Origin of the sequence: Alicyclobacillus sp. SP_1, from assembly GCF_024706985.1 — a bacterium.
Taxonomy (GTDB): domain Bacteria; phylum Bacillota; class Bacilli; order Alicyclobacillales; family Alicyclobacillaceae; genus Alicyclobacillus_I.
In genome coordinates, this window is the sequence record NZ_JAMCCX010000007.1 from 85,335 (window position 1) to 101,860 (window position 16,526).

The following is a 16,526-nucleotide window of genomic DNA, read 5'->3' on the forward strand; positions in this document are numbered from 1 at the left end:
GCATCCGTACAAACTCCCATCAATCCAAGCGCAATTATACCACACTAGGTACCATTGCATCCTGCTAGGTAAGTGTCACTCTAGTGGGGTGATTGTACCGTGTTTCGTGTATAGTTCTACCTTACCCCGTATTTTCATGGCTGATGTATGTTCCGTAAACTGAGCTATCATGATTTCACCTTTATCAAGTTTTTCGGAATGGTGGAACTTCGTTTCCGTCCCCCGCGTCATTCCTATGACTTGCACGCCGTTCTCTAGAGCCCGAATGACGAAATAATCCCCCTGTTCTACTCCATCAGACATGGATATCCTCCTATCCATTCAATCTATGTTACAGGCGTCTTGGGGTCGTTGCCCCCTCTTCAGTGCTTAAGACGGCAAATCGTTTCATCCTCAGTCAGATCTCGTTCGTTGAATAGCCTCCAAAGTTTCTTTCATCGATGCAAAAGCCAGCGTCTGTGACGCTGGCTTCTTGGTCGGAATGCCGGGATTCGAACCCGGGACCTCTACCTCCCCAAGGTAGCGCGCTACCAGGCTGCGCCACATCCCGCAATGGACACTGACCGTAAGTATACTATGACCTTTCTGCTTTTGCAATGCATTCAACGGTCTCTCTGTACAGGCAGCGACAAAATACAGAAGCGGACGAAGGACCGTGTGGTCGCTTCGTCCGTTCCAGGGGTTTACAAGATGATGGCAATCAGACCGCCGCTACCCTCGTTGATAATGCGTTGCAGAGTTTCCTTCAGCTTGTATTGAGCATTTTCGGGCATCAGGGACAGTTTTCCCGATATACCTTCGCGCACAATGGCAGCAAGAGACTTCCCGAAAATGTCGCTCTCCCAAATTTTCAGCGGGTTCTGTTCGAAGTCCTGCATTAAGTAACGAACAAGCTCTTCCGACTGGCGCTCAGTGCCAACGATGGGCGCGAACTCACTTTCTACATCCACCCGAATCATGTGAATCGATGGGGCAGTGGCTTTCAACCGTACACCGAAACGTGAACCCTGGCGAATGAGTTCCGGTTCATCTAAGGTCATTTCTTCAAGCGAAGGTGGGGCAATTCCATAACCAGTTAGCTTGACCATGCGCAGGGCTTCCGAGACTTTGTCGTACTCTTTCTTGGCATGAACGAAGTCTTTCATCATCCGCAGCAGTTGGTCTCGCCCAGTGATGTGAACGCCGACAACTTCAGTCAATACTTGGTCATAAAGCTCATCCGGTGCGGAAACATCGATAACCGCAATGCCTTGGCCCATATCCATATGCGACAGCCCTGCGTAAGAAACGACCTCGTATTTCGACAGATTCGATACCACTCGGTCAATGTCCCGGATTCTCCGAATATCTTGAATGGTTTCCCGCACCGTTTCCTGAAATTGCTTTCGCAACCAATGGTCTTCGTCCAGAACCATGACCCAATTTGGAAGGTTGACGCTTACCTCCTTGACTGGGAACTCGTAGAGAGCCTCGCGCAATACAGTATATATCTCTTGCGAAGTCACAGTCGCACAGGATAAGGCAATCACCGGTACGTCGTATTTGGCTGCAAGTTCAACTCTCAAATCCTGCGCACGTGGATGCTCGGGATGAGCGGAATTCACCAAAATGACGAAAGGCTTGCCAAGTTCCTTCAATTCCTCAACGACTCGCTCTTCTGCCTCCACATAACCTTCGCGGGGAATTTCTGCTACACTCCCGTCCGTCGTCACGACAATTCCAATGGTCGAGTGGTCTGCAATGACTTTTCGTGTGCCGATTTCTGCGGCCTCTTGAAAAGGCACTGGCTCATCAAACCACGGTGTGGTGACCATTCGTGGGCCGTTCTCATCTTCATATCCACGCGCTCCGGTGACTGCATATCCGACACAGTCGACCACGCGAATATTGACTTCCAAACCTTCTGCGACCTCTACTTCAACAGCTTGATTTGGAACAAACTTGGGTTCGGTCGTCATAATTGTTCGGCCTGCCGCACTTTGTGGAAGTTCGTCCACAGCCCGCGTTCTATCGGCTTCCTCCTTGATGTTCGGAAGCACAATTAATTCCATGAACTTCTTAATGAACGTGGACTTACCAGTGCGCACGGGGCCGACGACGCCGAGATAGACGTCTCCCCCCGTCCGCTCAGCTATGTCCCTGAATACGTCGAATTTTTCCACGCTTCCCCCTCCTCAAGATGACCGGCGCAGATTGCTTCGCCCGTACATACCGCCCCGAGCCACTGACAATCCTCCGCGGAATGTCCAAAGAATCGTTAGGACGGTTAATGTATATGCCCCGGCAGGCAATCTATGCTGATTGCGGCGATATTGGCTTGAGTTCAGGGTATGTAGTCCAAGCTGAAAACAGAACAAATAGGCTCGAGTTCCTAACCGACGGATGCAAAAATAGCATGCAGGTTTCGGCATGCTAATCTTGTTCCATTGCGTCTCAGTCTAGACCAATTCGATGTAACTCGCGGAGCGCGAAGCGCACACCGCTCGATTACGATTGAGTATGAGATCCATATTCTTCAGCGTCCAACAGCGAATTCAATTCGGATGGGTCACTCATCTCGACGACAATCATCCATCCAGCGTCATATGGCGACTGGTTTACTTTTTCTGGAGAGTCTTCTAAAGAAGAATTGACCTCAAGGATAGTACCAGACACCGGGGCGTACAAGTCGGAGACAGTTTTTACGGATTCCACAGTTCCAAAAGTAGAATTTGCAGACACCGTATCTCCTACGTTGGGAAGTTCGACGAACACAATATCTCCGAGTTCATCTTGCGCAAAATCAGTGATGCCTATCCGCACTTTGGTTCCTTCTACGTGAATCCATTCATGTTCTTTGGAATACTTCAAATGAGATGGCACTTGACTCATCAAAATCCCTCCACGACCCATTTCGATCATTGCGAATCATTGTTGTCCAAACAACACTGCTGCACCGACAGTGTATCAGGAAAGTAACGTTGATGCTATCGTGTTGACAGAAAACTCGAGGCCCTAAGCATAATTCTCTGACATTCTGTTTACTTCTCAAACCATGAGCCAATAGTAGGCGTTGCTGCTACGTCTTCAAGTTCTCCCGTTTTGCCCCGCTCCATCAATTTCCTAACAATGTCTCGAGGATTCGCGTTTTCAAACAGGACCTCACCCATCGCTTCGGCAATGGGCAATTTGATGTCATGTTCTGCCCCAAGCTCTAGCGCTCTTTTCGTAGCTTTTGCTCCTTCCACAACCATTCCTAACTTTTGAATTGCCTCGTCTAATGTAAACCCTTGTCCAATGAGTCGACCGGCTCGAAAGTTACGGCTGTGCTCACTCGTGCACGTGACAATTAAATCGCCCACCCCAGCTAAGCCAGAAAACGTCATGGGTGAGGCACCCAGCGCGACTCCCAGCCGTGTAAGTTCCGCCAATCCACGAGTCATCAAGGCCGCTTTCGCATTGTCGCCAAAGCCGAGTCCACTCGCTACCCCGACACTGAGCGCAATGACATTTTTAAGAGCTCCACCAACTTCCACGCCAACTCGGTCGGGATTTGTATAGACTCTCGTAAATGGGGTCATCAAGACGTCCTGGAGGGTCTCGACCACGGCCTGAGAGTATCCAGAGACGACCAGTGTCGTCGGCTGTTCGCGAATGACTTCCTCCGCGTGACTGGGGCCGCCGATGACGGTAATTCTCCGTGGCACGCCAAGCCTCTTGTGGAGAAATGCGCTCAGAACGACTTGCTCATCAGGGGCAAAGCCTTTGATGGCATGACAGATGTTTGTTTCGTCCGAGACATAAGGTCGTATGGTTTCCACTATTTCCGAAATAGCTGTGGAGGGAACACACAAAAATATCCAATTAGCTGATTTTAGACATTCTTGAATGGACATGGTCGCATAAACGCCGCTGTGAAGCAAAGCGCCAGGCAAGTAGCGCGCATTGCTGTGATGCTCATTAATATCCTCTACAATCGACCGCTGTCTTGACCATAGCCGGACGCGGTGACCATTGCTGGCCAGAACATGTGCTAACGCCGTTCCCCAGCTACCGGCTCCGACAACGCCCACACTGTGTGCAGGGAGATGCGGTTCACCTGTGCTCAAATGGTAAGCATCAGAGCTAAGAATGGTCGAACAGCCTCCTCTCTTTCCCTTGGGCCAATCGCACTAAATTTTCTCGATGCCGGTAGATGGCGAGAACTGCCGCTGCGGCGGAAAACAGCAATGCCCCTGTGCGATTCGTCAACAGTGCTAGAAATATGGGCGATAGCACCACGAAGGAGATAGCGCCCAAGGACACAAAACGCGTTACTGCGACCACAATGAGAGCCACAATACCAGCCAGCAGGGCCGGAAGTGGTAACAACACCAAGAACACACCGATGGTTGTCGCAATTCCCTTGCCGCCGCGAAAGCCAAAGAAAATGGGCCAGTTATGGCCGACAATGACGGCAAGACCCGCAACATATTCGACTGGGAGCGAATGATGGGTGAATGCGTATGCCACGTAGACTGAGACAGCTCCTTTTAGAGCGTCTAGGAGCAATACCAAGATGCCGTACTTCCAACCAAGAAGGCGCAACGTGTTGGTTGCCCCAGCATTGCCACTCCCATAGGAGCGGATGTCGACTCGTTTCACCACGCGGACAAGCAGAGTACTCACAGAAATAGAGCCAATGAGATAGGCAAGTAAAATTGACAATAGTGTGAGCATGCCATGAACCCCCTACACCGAATCGAAGGATGTTGGTACCTGTAGAAAATCGCGACCGTGCTATTGCGACTTATTTCGAACTAAGATTCGAATAGGAGTCCCTTCAAACCCGAATGCCTCTCTCAATTGGTTCTCCAGATATCGCTCATATGAAAAATGCATCAATTCTCTATCATTGACAAATAGTGCGAAGGTCGGAGGCTTAACGGATACCTGCGTCGCATAATATATCTTGAGTCGACGTCCCTTGTCACTTGGAGGTGCAACGGAGACCACAGCCTCCTGAATCAAGCCGTTCAGGGTCGATGTAGAAATACGCATGGCATGATTATTCGCTATATCGGCGGCCAGCGGCAAAATCTTCAACACCCTCTGTCGCGTCAGAGCAGATACAAACAAGACAGGTGCAAAGCGCATAAAAGGGAATTCCGCATGAATCATCTGTTCAAACTTGTGTGAGGTCTTATCATCTTTTTCTACAATATCCCACTTATTCACAAGAAACGCAACAGCGCGTCCCGCATCCAACGCATAGCCAGCGACTCTTTTGTCTTGTTCCGCTATGCCTTCCTTGCCGTCAAGTACGACGAACACGACATCCGACCGTTCAATGGCCCGCACTGCCCTCATGGCACTATATTTTTCGATCCGCTCATAGACTTTGCCGCGACGTCTCAGCCCAGCCGTATCAATGAGGATATAGGACTTATCGTCAACCGTGATCGGCGTGTCAATCGAATCTCTAGTGGTGCCGGCAATGTCGCTGACCATCACTCGATTGAATCCCATCAGAGCATTCACCAAAGACGATTTTCCGACATTTGGCCGCCCGACAAAAGAAACTCGAACAGAATCTTCATCGTCGAACAGTGCGTCGGACTCTGGAAAACTGCGAACCACTTCATCTAATACATCGCCCGTACCGATGCCATGCTCACTGGAAATCGGGATAGGTTCAGAAAAGCCCAATTCAAAGAACTCATAGCGAGCCGTGTGATGGGTTGGATGGTCCAACTTATTGACGGCTAAGATAATCGGCTTTCTTGATTTCCGAAGGATTTCTGCGACAGAACGATCCGCTTCTAACAAGCCAGCTTGTCCGTCTACGACGAAGACAATCACATCCGCCTCATCAATCGCTAATTCGGCTTGTACTCTGATGAGATTCGTGAATTCGTCCGCTTCGTCTAATTCAATACCGCCCGTGTCAATTAAATGAAATTCTCGTCCGTTCCACTCCGCTGAGGCGTATAACCGATCCCGTGTGACACCTGGCGTATCCTCAACAATCGAAAGGCGTTGGCCGATGATTCGATTAAACAGAGTGCTTTTCCCCACATTCGCGCGACCTACAATCGCAACGGTCGGTAAACTCATGAATTACTCCACCTTGACGGGCAATTTGACACGCGTTGACGTGTTGAAACATATCTCGATTCATCGTGGTCTGACTGCATGACCATCCAGAGAAGCAGACGGTCAAGAAACGGAACGACTTGCTGATATTCCATCTTGTAAGGTCGTTTCATATCTTCTACGCGGTGGCAGATGTTGCGTGTGCCCCAATATCCCCATAAATAACCCCAAACCAGTCGCAGGTACGACGGTCACTCGGGTTTGAAGTGCCTCTTCTACATCACTCACGCGAAGATCGTCCAAAAAAACGTCATCGTCATCCTTTAACATGATGTCCGGTAAAAGAATGGTGTCTAAACCATCCACATGTCCTCGTAAGTGGTCGATGATATCTGTCGCTGTCAGCAATCCGGTTACGGTGACATTGGTTCCATAGAAGTTATTCGTCACTGGAAAGACGGTGCATTGAACGGAGTGTTCCTTTGTAATGTCTGTCGTAATATCTTGAATCACCTGTTGCGCTGAGACACCGGTCACGATTCCCACGCTGCGATTCGGAACAGGCGAAAGACGGACGCAACTCTGTTTTGCTTGACTAATCTCTTCCAAAAACGTACGAATGACACCCACGCCGTTTTCAATTTGACCAAAGTCATCGTAGTACTCTTTGGGTGGCACATCTCGCTTTGCCATGACATACAGTTCATCGGCCGCATGGACAAATGAGACGCCAAGTTCGGTGCGAAGTTTCTCTTGCCACCGAGTGATTTGATGAATGGTTCGATCCGCTTCGACACTCGTGCACGGACGCAATTTATGCAATCCTCTGCGATGCTTTGTGAGGCCCACCGGAACGACCGAAAGTGATTGCACGTGCGGATAAAAGGTAGCCAAATCCTCAATGGTTCGGTCCAACTCTGGGCCGTCATTCCATTCTGGACAAAGGACTACCTGTGTGTTCATGACAATTTGATGCTCCGCGAGATAGGAAATTTGCTGTAGAATTTCGCCCGACCGACGATTGGCGAGCATCCTTACGCGCAGTTCAGGGTTCGTGGTGTGAACTGAAATGTTTAAGGGTGACATCTTCAGTTGTATGATTCGGTCTAAATCATCCTGCTTGACATTGGTGAGCGTCACAAAATTCCCGTGAAGAAACGACAAACGGTAATCGTCGTCTCGCACATTGAGAGTCTGTCTCATATTGGATGGAATCTGGTCAACAAAACAAAACACACATTTGTTATGACACAATTTCACTCTATCTAAAGTGGGATGTTCCCATTCCACCCCGAGGTCTTCATCATATAGTTTATCGACTTCTACAATCCATATCTCCCCAGAAGCCTTTTTGACTTCAAGTTCAATCTCTTCTGCAGCCATCGCAAACTGCAAGTCGACCAAGTCGCGGATAGTGACATCGTTGACGCGAACTAAGTCGTCGCCAGAGGTAAGACCCAATTCTTCCGCCAAGGAATTCGGTTGCACCTTATGAATGCGCGGCATTGTCATTACCTCCTCTCATGTGACGTCATCTCCCGATTATCTCAGTTGACTTCAGCAGCAGTCAAGTCGACGGCTGAAAGTTTTCGGATGACTCACGCCGAGAACGGCCTTCGCGCCGGAAAGAAAGAACCCTTTCCTCGCTGAAGGCCGCAATTCATCAACACGCCATTCAATTCATCGCATGAAATATTGAATAACCGTCAATTTCAGTCTCGTTTAAACAAGTCTCCAAACAAGTCTCCCAAGGTCGCGCCTGTTCCTTGCGTCGTCTCCGCTGGCTTTGATGGAGCTGGCGCTGGATTCGTACGTCCGTGCGATTCCCGACGGGTAGGCGCCGGACTCGATATCGGCTTTGGATCTGCCTCGCGGATAGACAACGAAATCCGCTTTCTGTCAGGGTCTACACCGAGAATCTTGACCTGAACGACATCTCCAGGTGCAACGGCTTCGCTCGGATGCCCAATTCGATGATGGGCAATCTGAGAGATGTGAACCAAGCCTTCTAAGCCAGGTTGCAGTTCGACAAAAACGCCGAAATCCACAACTCTCTTTACCGTTCCTTCCACCACGTCACCTTCGTGGAAGAGAGAGGCGTAACGCTCAAATGGGTCGGGCTCAGCCTGTTTGATGGACAAAGAAATCTTGCCCTTCTCTGGGTCTACTTTCAACACCTTTACGCGAACCACTTCGCCTTCTTTGACAACATCCGAAGGATGCTCAGCGTGACTCCACGACAGCTCCGATATATGTACCAAGCCATCCACTCCATGGACATCCACGAAAGCCCCAAATGTTGTAAGACGCTGCACGGTTCCCTCTAGAACCTGGCCCTCGGTTAGCTCTTGCATGACCTCAACGGCTTTCTCTTGCTGCTCGGCCTCAAGAACTGCCTTTCTCGACAGAATCAGCTTGTTGTGGGCAGCGTCTAGCTCCACAACCTTGACCTGAATTTGCTTTCCTTTAAAGTCTTGCAGGTCCCCGACGAACCGGAGATCCACGAGAGAAGCCGGGATGAAACCTCGCACCCCAACATCAGTGACCAAACCGCCTTTGACGACGTCTCTGACGGTGACTTCAAAGACCTCGCCGCGGTCAAACTTCGCTTGCAATTCATCCCAAGCTTCGCGGCTATCTGCTTGGCGTTTCGACAAAGTGACCAAGCCGCTTTCCCTATCAATCTGTTTTACGACTGCAATCAAGGTCTCTCCCACATGGACGACCTCGGAGGGGTCATCCGTAGGCAGGGCAGAAAGTTCCTTGGTTGGGATATGCCCTTCGAAACCATGTGGCAGATTCACTGTAACACCTTCTGAATCGACGGCGACTACTTCTCCTTTTATTAAATCCCCAATTTGGAGATTTGAATCCGTCAACATTTCCTGCAGGTCTTCCGACATCATATTTGCCTCCCCGATGAACGACTGAGGTGCCGAACGTGTTGTGTAACGAGAGCACTGCGCCGATATCATTCCCATTATCGCCCACGATAACTCAGTATGCAATGGACGACGTAATGCGATCGTTACACTACACGGTAGAGCCTCACTACTAATGTACTAAAGTCTCCTTCAATCTCCAAATGTCCTTTTCGCCTCTTCGTGCCCTAAGTCGACAAGTTGTTGAATTTTGTTCATTAAAGTGTTCACGATCTCCTGATTGGATTCTGATGGACTTGCATAATAGGGAGTTCCGAAGCGGATCGTCACCTTGCTAAATATTTTATAACTTCCAATGATCCCGATAGGCACGATGGGCTTTTCACTTCTCTTTGCAATCATTGCCACTCCTGGCATGCCTTTTCCGAGAACTCCCGTCTTCGAGCGATGTCCTTCCGGAAACATCATCAGGCAACCGCCTTGTTCGAGAACGTCGAAGGAAAACCGTAGTGCAGACCGGTCCTGTCCTCCGCGCCTTACCGGAAACCCCCCAATGGTCTTTAAAAGACTAGACGCTACAGGAAGTGCGAACAGCTCTTCTTTGGCCATGAACGAAACATAGCGCGAAAGGGTAATCCCGACGGTTGGCGGATCGAAATTGTGAATATGATTGCTGGCCAATATCACACCGCCTTCCCGAGGGACGTTCTCGGGGTGTACGACGCAGATGCGAAACAGAACGTGTAGGACAACATAGACCACGTAACGGCAAAACAGATAAACTGGATGGTAATATCGATTGACATACATCATGTTTTTAGAAGTCAAGGCAATCACGTGCCGTTCGCTTTCGCAGCATTTTTATTTCGATAAGAATGGTGTCTACCACAGTCTTCACATCCCTGTTGGTCGTGTCAATCACAATGGCGCCATCCGCCACTCGCAGCGGCGATATACTCCGTGTCGAATCGACCAAATCTCTTTCTACCAACGCCTTTTTTACCTCGGAAAAGCTGCTCATGTGTCCGTGGCGATTCATTTCTTGAAGACGTCTCTCAGCTCGTTCGTGTACGTCAGCAGTCAAGAAAATCTTTACATCTGCTTCAGGGAATACGACCGTTCCGATGTCACGTCCATCTACGACCATCTTTCTTCCCACAGCCAATTGGCGTTGCCAGTCGGTAATGATCTCGCGCACGCGGGAATGAACTGCAAGTTGTGGGACACATGTTGTAACTTCTGGCGAACGCAACTCGGGCCCCATGCGCCGACCATCAATCCCGATAATGAGTTCACGGTCTCTGGAAATCTGGAGGTCGATAGAGTGTGCCTGAAGTGCATCTAAAACCTGATCTTCAGATGTTGGAGAAATACCAAGATGAAGAACAAGCCACGTCCACGTGCGGTAGAGAGAACCGGTATCTAGATAAAAAATCCCCAAACTATCCGCCAAGGCGCGAGCGACGGTACTCTTCCCTGACCCAGCCGGGCCGTCAATCGCGATGGTCAAACTGCAATGGTCTTCCAACGACATATCCTCCATTCTTTCGCCATCGTGGTCACACATGCCGTTAACGGATCATCCGTTGGCGATTGAATGTAAATTGAATAATTTTTTGACGCGTGCTTTCCTTCATTCCGCGAAACTGAAGGGATGCTACGGCATAACCGCGGTCATTTCTCTCCCCCACGCGCGAGACGACCGCTTGCGTCAGTACGTCGAACGAGTTATTGGGTATTCTGAACTGAACATATACCTCTTGGCCCACGGTCAGTCGAACCGAGCGAGGAATCAACAGTGCAAGACCACCACCACTTAAGTCTCGAGAATACACGACTTCTTGCTGTTTAACCTCACCGCTCAGCCACCTCAACGTCACAGGCAAGTCCACTGGAACGCGGACGAATTCCCGTTTTTGATCTCGCTCCACGGTGCAGCGACTTGGCGGATATACTTGTAATGTCGGCATCGGCAGATATAAAATTTCGACAACCTCTGATTGGTATCGGTAGATGCATCCGTCGTAGGATTGATATTCAATCCACAACGGCGTTCCCTGAGCTACTTTGGCCGCCTTGCTGGAGGCCGTGTCGATGGGCATATGTAAATACATCCACTCGTCGTCGTGTTCTGCCACTTCCGAGCGAAAATACTGTTCCTCTTCTCGCGCAAAGCGAATTTTGATGTGCTGTCCCACTGCGGGTGTTAACGCCATTTGCATCACCGCCTGTCCAGTTCATTATCCCGATTATACTAGACAGTGTGCAATTGTGTATCGATGAAACGCAAATTGTCGTTCGTCACAACGGTCAGCAAATTAATCCAGATACCGGATGTCGAGGATGGCTTTTGACTTGTCACTGACCACCACGTCAAACGTATGTCCATGTTCAGTTCCGAGAATTGAAGTGGCCGGTATGTAGGCCCCGTCTGCTGCAGCATACCAAGCTGGACGATATACCTTCGGGTGGAAACTGGATGAGAACAATCCGGAGAACTGGTTGGAAGACATGACAGTCTGTGCCGCTGAGACCGGATTAACTTGGTGATTGAACCAAGATATCGCATTCATTCCAACTACGTGGTTGTTCACCAAATTGACTTTGACAACCACCGATTTTTTGTCGACCATGCGGTCGCCTTGCTTAGCAACGAAGGTAATATAACACACATTTCCAATTCGCGACGTATTTGTCCATACGAGACTTGAGAATCCACGTCGGTTGAGCCACGTTTTCGCAGCAGTACGCGCCTCTTCCACGTCATAACGGGCTGGTCCTTGCGAACTACTTTGCTCTTCATAAGCGACGACTTGATGATTCCGTTCAGACACCTGAAACCATGCCGCAGTACCATGAAGTTTGGCTTCGTAAGAGTGCAGGTCGGACGTGCCTGGAACCTGACCCACGCTTTGTACTTCTGTCATGGTCATCGGAAACGTGAATTTTTCGAGGGTATTCAAGGTTGATTTTGACATATGTGAGTGCGTCATCAACTCGTCGGTGCCGGATGCAGGAAGTTTGGGGCCCATGGGCGCGGAACTCTTCACTCCGCCCATCCATTGCTTCACCTTTCGATGAAAGTTATGGATGGTTGCTGAAAGGTCAGTCCCGTTATCATCCGACGAGTGCGTCAGTTTCGCAAGCTGCTCTTGCACGATGGTTGATGACCCTTGCCATGCCTGTAAGGTACTGAGCCGTTCTTTTTCGGTCACATTCGAACTTGCTTTCCATTGATTGATCTTTTCTGGGATTTGTGATAGTATGTGCAAGTTTTTTTGAAGCACGTCATTCGTACGTGGTAGATACGAAGCAGTTTCTTCGAGCGCTGTCGCCGTCGTGGTAAGTTTATCGAAACGAGCTTGTAAATCCTCATTGCGACGGAGAATCTCGGTCTCGAGCGCCTCCTGATCCACTTTTTGTGCATCCCAACGGGCTTGCTCTAAAGATATCGTGCGCGTCGCTTCGGCCTGGTTCTCTAACTGCTCATTATGTTGAGATTCCACAACACCAAAGGCGACAGCCGCTATACTGATAATTCCAAGGACGACGAGTGCTGAGCCTAACCAATAGGATGAACGAACCATGATTCGTGGATTCTCCTCTCCCTGCGTCAGCGCATGGCACTTTACACGCTGAAAAGGATTCCACCAAAAACACAAAATATGCCCGCTGACGCGCGGGCTCATCTCACAAACAGTCTACAAGTCATCATACGGGTCCTAGGAGTACATCAGGCATTATTGTAAGGTTTCGATATCGAAATCACTCTCGTTATCGCACAGGCACCGTTTAAAACCAGTCTCAATATTGCCTTTAACATCTCGAACTCCACGTAAAATAAATGTCTCTCCACACTTTTTGCAACGAATGTGTACTTTTACTCGCTGATTCTGAACAATCACCTCGTCGCTCACTCCCTCGCAAGTGAGTGTATCCATCCGCATGCCACTTTACCCCCCGAGAAGCAACTGTGAAATTACGAATACGGGACACCGTTCCGTGATAGGTTGCCCACAAAATTGAAAACATCGCTCATGGCTCAAATGACTTGGTGAATCTGCCCTCTTAAGACACAAGTTTGTGACGAACGACCGAGTTCACTAAACCCAACCGCGCCATCGGGCTGCTTCGGCCATTCGTTGTACACCAACGATATAGGCCGCAAGTCGCATATTGACCGAATATTTTTGAGACGCCGCATACACGGCAGAAAAACTTCGCTGCAGGACTCTCGAGAGATTTGTATCTACTTCACTGTCTGACCAGTAATAGCCCTGATTATTCTGTACCCATTCAAAGTATGACACGATGACTCCGCCTGAGTTACCTAAGACATCCGGAACCACAAGTACCCCGCGTCGGTCAAGAATATCCGTCGCGGCCATCGTCGTCGGTCCGTTCGCTGCTTCTACAACAATTGAAGCTTGAATGTTCGACGCATTGTCGGTCGTAATTTGATTTTCAATGGCTGCTGGCACTAGAATGTCACATGGAAGCTCCAGCAATTCCTTATTCGTGATGGTGTCTCTGTACAATTTCGTAACACTCCCAAAAGAGTCGCGACGCTCTAACAGTTCATCGACATCTAACCCGTTTGGCTGATAAAGAGCACCATATGCATCGGAAATGCCTACCACCAAAGCACCAGCGTCTTTCATATATTTAGCAAGATAACTTCCTGCGTTGCCAAATCCCTGAACAACAACTCTAGCTCCACTTAATTGAATTCCCTTGACGCGACAGGCTTCGTCTATACATATCGCAACGCCACGAGCCGTGGCTCTTTCCCGACCAACACTACCACCGAGCACAACTGGTTTGCCGGTTATAAAACCAGGAGAATCTGACTCACGAATCCGCGAGTATTCATCAAACATCCAAGCCATATTTTGGGAGTTTGAAAAGACATCCGGTGCAGGTATGTCTTTGGCCGGACCCACAATTTGACTAATAGCTCGAACGTATGCGCGACTTAACCGCTCTATTTCAGCGAAAGACATGTCACGAGGATCGCAAACTATGCCTCCTTTTCCTCCGCCATAGGGAAGGTCCGCAATACCGCATTTCACTGACATCCACATGGAAAGAGCTTGGATTTCCTCTTCATTCACATCCGGATGAAGTCGAATTCCGCCCTTTGTAGGCCCGACGGCATCATTGTGCTGAGCACGATAACCAGTAAACACTTTGACCGAGCCGTCATCCATCGTCACCGGAAAGCGTACAGTAAGGGTGCGCAACGGTTGACTCAGTAAGTTATAGAGGTCATCTCCGTATCCAAGGCGGTTTAAGGCTTCTTTAATCACCTGCTGTGTAGCGAGTAATACATTTAATGACTCCGCTGCTTCCACATGAGTTTCATTCGTACTCACATCAATACTCCTTTGGTCACGATGAACTGACGTCTACGCTGGAGATGGGTTGTCCAACCCTTTGGCATGTCGGAGGCTCTCTCCAAATATAGAGTTTACTCCGGCTTTGCAAATTTGTCATTCAGTTGTTGTAGTGCTTGTTCGGTCAAAACGCACTTTCCATACTCCTGTAGAAATGCCAAGGATGTATTTGAGGCATCTCCATATTCCGTCAGTACGTAATGCAAGTTGGGGTTTTGATCCAACTCCTCTTCCCCGTTTAGCACCAAGTAGTAATTCCCTTCATATGCGTACAAGGAGCAGAGAATATGCTCACCATTCATTGCAAATGCTACCCTTAAGACATCTTCAAAGTCGTAGAATTTAAAGGTTGTGACCTGCGGTTGCTCAAAGTCATAGGAATCGTCGTAATCCTCATCCAACTCTTCTTCTTCATCACTAATAGGTGGTACCGCAGGCACACGGGTCACAATAATTACAACGCCTTCAGAGGGCATGGTAAATGCCTCAACGGCAATCGGCCCAGATACCTCAAATCCCACCTCTGAATATGCCGTCTCCATCATGTCCCAAAAAAGCTCTTGAACTTTCTTACCATTTCTCCACAACTCGTCTTTATCGATACCCCGGAGAGCCAAATCTTCGTAACTGACAAAAATCCGCACCTTGTCTCGGGCGATGCGTTCTACCTTCATGCGCAACCCTCGCTTTCGGAAACGAAAAGACGCTCAACCCGCATAAATCAAGCGGCTTTCGAACGACTCCATATCGATGGATGTGCCCACTACTCGCCAAGCATCTGCGGAACCTGAACAGACGATGATGGATAGCATCGTGTCACTCCATTTAACAACTAAGGCCTGAGAAAATCAACTGGATTTCCGCTCAATTATATTGTGCAACAAGGTCACTGTATAGTTCTCAACAGGTTCGTCCAAAAGCATCTTTGTCAAAAGACGCATAGAAACGGCACCAAAATCGTACATGGGCTGTGCAATGACGGTCAGTTCGGGACGGACCATCGTCGCTAAACGCGTGTTGTCAAAAGCGATAATCCGTACATCTTCAGGAACAGAGTGTCCAGAGTCTTGAATGGCATGAACCGAAGCCAGCCCCAATTCATCACTCGCAGCAATCAACCCATCGATGTTTAATGTCTGAAACTCATCACGAAGCAACTGTATTGCATGTTCGTATCGACCTTCTCCAACATGCAGTACACGAAAATTGTGGTTATCCAGTTGTCGGCGCACACCATGTAGGCGATGGTCGGCAATCACTGAAATACCTTCATCCGATGTAACAAAGGCTATCCTTTTGCACCCTTTTTCCAGCAAATAATTTGCAGCATCCGCACCTGCTCGGCGATTGTCGATATTAACAGACGGAATGCGTCGTTCCGTATCCTCTGTCGCACACAGCACAACCGGAATTTGAGCGTCTTCAAATGCTTCAATATGTTCCCCACGGAGCGCGTTGGTCATGTAGAGGATACCATCCACCTGCTTCTCCCACATTGTTCCAATCAGACTGACTTCCCTTGGAATTTGTCCGTCAGAGTTCGCCAAGACGATGTGATAATCGTACATGGTCGCAATGTCTTCAATACCCCGCACAATCTCTGCTACGAACGCGGCAGAAACGTCTGGGACAATGACGCCAATGGTCCTCGTTCGCTTGCTCGCTAGGCCCCGAGCCACTGCATTCGGGCGATATCCCAGCTGTGAAATCGCCTCTAAAACACGGCGTTTGGTGTCGTCCTTAACGACAGCTGTGCCATTAATTACTCTCGAAACAGTCGCCATGGAGACCTTTGCTTCGCGTGCTACATCATATATTGTCACAGTCATCAGAGCCACTCCTAAGTGTAGTCATAGGAGAATGATATCAATGGAATAGAGTCTATAACAAGGAAGGTCAGCAAGATGGCGACGAAATATGCAAGTTTTCTTCAAACATCATGGCAATGAGAGACCGAGAATCTACATAAAAAGAGATTCATATCGACGACATGAATCTCTGACAGTTTCCATTCCAGTCCATTTGGTGCGGGTGAAGGGACTCGAACCCCCACGGTTTCCCGCCAGAACCTAAATCTGGTGCGTCTGCCAATTCCGCCACACCCGCATAGAAGGAAATCTCTCTCGCCTGGCAACGTCCTACCTTCCCAGGGGTCTGCACCCCAAGTATTCTCGGCGCTGGAGGTCTTCACGGT

The 16,526-nt window shown here is 49.2% G+C and carries 15 protein-coding genes and 2 tRNA genes; all 17 read right to left on the reverse strand.

The genetic code is table 11. From position 1 onward, the window contains the following. Positions 1-75: 75 nt before the first annotated feature. Positions 76-303, reverse strand: a complete 228-nt coding sequence (mtrB, locus tag M4I36_RS00570) for a trp RNA-binding attenuation protein MtrB (RefSeq protein ID WP_258109655.1) — start codon at positions 301-303, stop codon at positions 76-78. Positions 304-473: 170 nt separating this feature from the next. Beyond that, positions 474-550 (reverse strand) — tRNA-Pro (locus M4I36_RS00575). 133 nt (positions 551-683) lie between these two features. Beyond that, positions 684-2,162, reverse strand: coding sequence for a stage IV sporulation protein A (gene spoIVA / locus M4I36_RS00580; protein WP_258109656.1), 1,479 nt, complete (start codon positions 2,160-2,162; stop codon positions 684-686). A gap of 325 nt (positions 2,163-2,487) precedes the next feature. Continuing rightward, the gene (gcvH, locus tag M4I36_RS00585) at positions 2,488-2,871 is read right to left on the reverse strand and encodes a glycine cleavage system protein GcvH (RefSeq protein WP_258109657.1); all 384 of its coding nucleotides are present in this window, start codon (positions 2,869-2,871) and stop codon (positions 2,488-2,490) included. Between the two features lie 149 nt (positions 2,872-3,020). Further along, positions 3,021-4,088, reverse strand: coding sequence for an NAD(P)H-dependent glycerol-3-phosphate dehydrogenase (locus tag M4I36_RS00590; RefSeq protein WP_258109658.1), 1,068 nt, complete (start codon positions 4,086-4,088; stop codon positions 3,021-3,023). A gap of 16 nt (positions 4,089-4,104) precedes the next feature. Beyond that, positions 4,105-4,698, reverse strand: coding sequence for a glycerol-3-phosphate 1-O-acyltransferase PlsY (gene plsY / locus M4I36_RS00595; RefSeq protein WP_258109659.1), 594 nt, complete (start codon positions 4,696-4,698; stop codon positions 4,105-4,107). A 60-nt stretch (positions 4,699-4,758) separates the two neighbouring features. Next, the gene (der, locus tag M4I36_RS00600) at positions 4,759-6,075 is read right to left on the reverse strand and encodes a ribosome biogenesis GTPase Der (RefSeq protein WP_258109660.1); all 1,317 of its coding nucleotides are present in this window, start codon (positions 6,073-6,075) and stop codon (positions 4,759-4,761) included. A gap of 102 nt (positions 6,076-6,177) precedes the next feature. Beyond that, complete coding sequence (locus M4I36_RS00605; RefSeq protein WP_258109661.1) at positions 6,178-7,560, reverse strand: DUF512 domain-containing protein; 1,383 nt, start codon at positions 7,558-7,560, stop codon at positions 6,178-6,180. Positions 7,561-7,766: 206 nt separating this feature from the next. Next, positions 7,767-8,957 (reverse strand): 30S ribosomal protein S1, encoded by a 1,191-nt coding sequence (rpsA, locus tag M4I36_RS00610; protein ID WP_483860613.1) that lies wholly within the window; start codon positions 8,955-8,957, stop codon positions 7,767-7,769. Between the two features lie 171 nt (positions 8,958-9,128). After that, entirely contained in the window at positions 9,129-9,773 is a 645-nt protein-coding gene (locus tag M4I36_RS00615) for a lysophospholipid acyltransferase family protein (RefSeq protein WP_258109663.1), read from the reverse strand. Continuing rightward, on the reverse strand, positions 9,754-10,464 hold the full coding sequence (gene cmk / locus M4I36_RS00620) for a (d)CMP kinase (protein WP_258109665.1): 711 nt from the start codon (positions 10,462-10,464) through the stop codon (positions 9,754-9,756). The genes M4I36_RS00615 and cmk overlap by 20 nt, the downstream gene beginning before the upstream one ends. Before the next feature lie 43 nt (positions 10,465-10,507). Further along, positions 10,508-11,152 carry a flagellar brake protein gene (locus M4I36_RS00625; protein ID WP_258109666.1) on the reverse strand — a complete coding sequence of 215 codons (645 nt, stop codon included), beginning with the start codon at positions 11,150-11,152 and terminating at the stop codon, positions 10,508-10,510. Between the two features lie 102 nt (positions 11,153-11,254). After that, on the reverse strand, positions 11,255-12,523 hold the full coding sequence (locus tag M4I36_RS00630) for a germination protein YpeB (RefSeq protein ID WP_258109667.1): 1,269 nt from the start codon (positions 12,521-12,523) through the stop codon (positions 11,255-11,257). A 516-nt stretch (positions 12,524-13,039) separates the two neighbouring features. Next, positions 13,040-14,311, reverse strand: a complete 1,272-nt coding sequence (locus tag M4I36_RS00640; RefSeq protein WP_258109668.1) for a Glu/Leu/Phe/Val family dehydrogenase — start codon at positions 14,309-14,311, stop codon at positions 13,040-13,042. Between the two features lie 95 nt (positions 14,312-14,406). Further along, complete coding sequence (locus M4I36_RS00645) at positions 14,407-15,006, reverse strand: adaptor protein MecA (RefSeq protein ID WP_258109669.1); 600 nt, start codon at positions 15,004-15,006, stop codon at positions 14,407-14,409. A gap of 174 nt (positions 15,007-15,180) precedes the next feature. Next, positions 15,181-16,161, reverse strand: coding sequence for a LacI family DNA-binding transcriptional regulator (locus tag M4I36_RS00650; RefSeq protein WP_258109670.1), 981 nt, complete (start codon positions 16,159-16,161; stop codon positions 15,181-15,183). A gap of 194 nt (positions 16,162-16,355) precedes the next feature. After that, positions 16,356-16,438: transfer RNA gene (locus M4I36_RS00655), tRNA-Leu, on the reverse strand. Between the last annotated feature and the right edge of the window lie 88 nt (positions 16,439-16,526).

Coding starts and splice junctions, on each gene's coding strand:
- mtrB (WP_258109655.1), bottom strand. CDS start 303: ATGTCTGATGGAGTAGAACAGGGGGATTATTTCGTCATTCGGGCTCTA.
- gcvH (WP_258109657.1), bottom strand. CDS start 2,871: ATGAGTCAAGTGCCATCTCATTTGAAGTATTCCAAAGAACATGAATGG.
- plsY (WP_258109659.1), bottom strand. CDS start 4,698: ATGCTCACACTATTGTCAATTTTACTTGCCTATCTCATTGGCTCTATT.
- der (WP_258109660.1), bottom strand. CDS start 6,075: ATGAGTTTACCGACCGTTGCGATTGTAGGTCGCGCGAATGTGGGGAAA.
- M4I36_RS00605 (WP_258109661.1), bottom strand. CDS start 7,560: ATGCCGCGCATTCATAAGGTGCAACCGAATTCCTTGGCGGAAGAATTG.
- rpsA (WP_483860613.1), bottom strand. CDS start 8,957: ATGTCGGAAGACCTGCAGGAAATGTTGACGGATTCAAATCTCCAAATT.
- M4I36_RS00625 (WP_258109666.1), bottom strand. CDS start 11,152: ATGGCGTTAACACCCGCAGTGGGACAGCACATCAAAATTCGCTTTGCG.
- M4I36_RS00630 (WP_258109667.1), bottom strand. CDS start 12,523: ATGGTTCGTTCATCCTATTGGTTAGGCTCAGCACTCGTCGTCCTTGGA.
- M4I36_RS00645 (WP_258109669.1), bottom strand. CDS start 15,006: ATGAAGGTAGAACGCATCGCCCGAGACAAGGTGCGGATTTTTGTCAGT.
- M4I36_RS00650 (WP_258109670.1), bottom strand. CDS start 16,161: ATGACTGTGACAATATATGATGTAGCACGCGAAGCAAAGGTCTCCATG.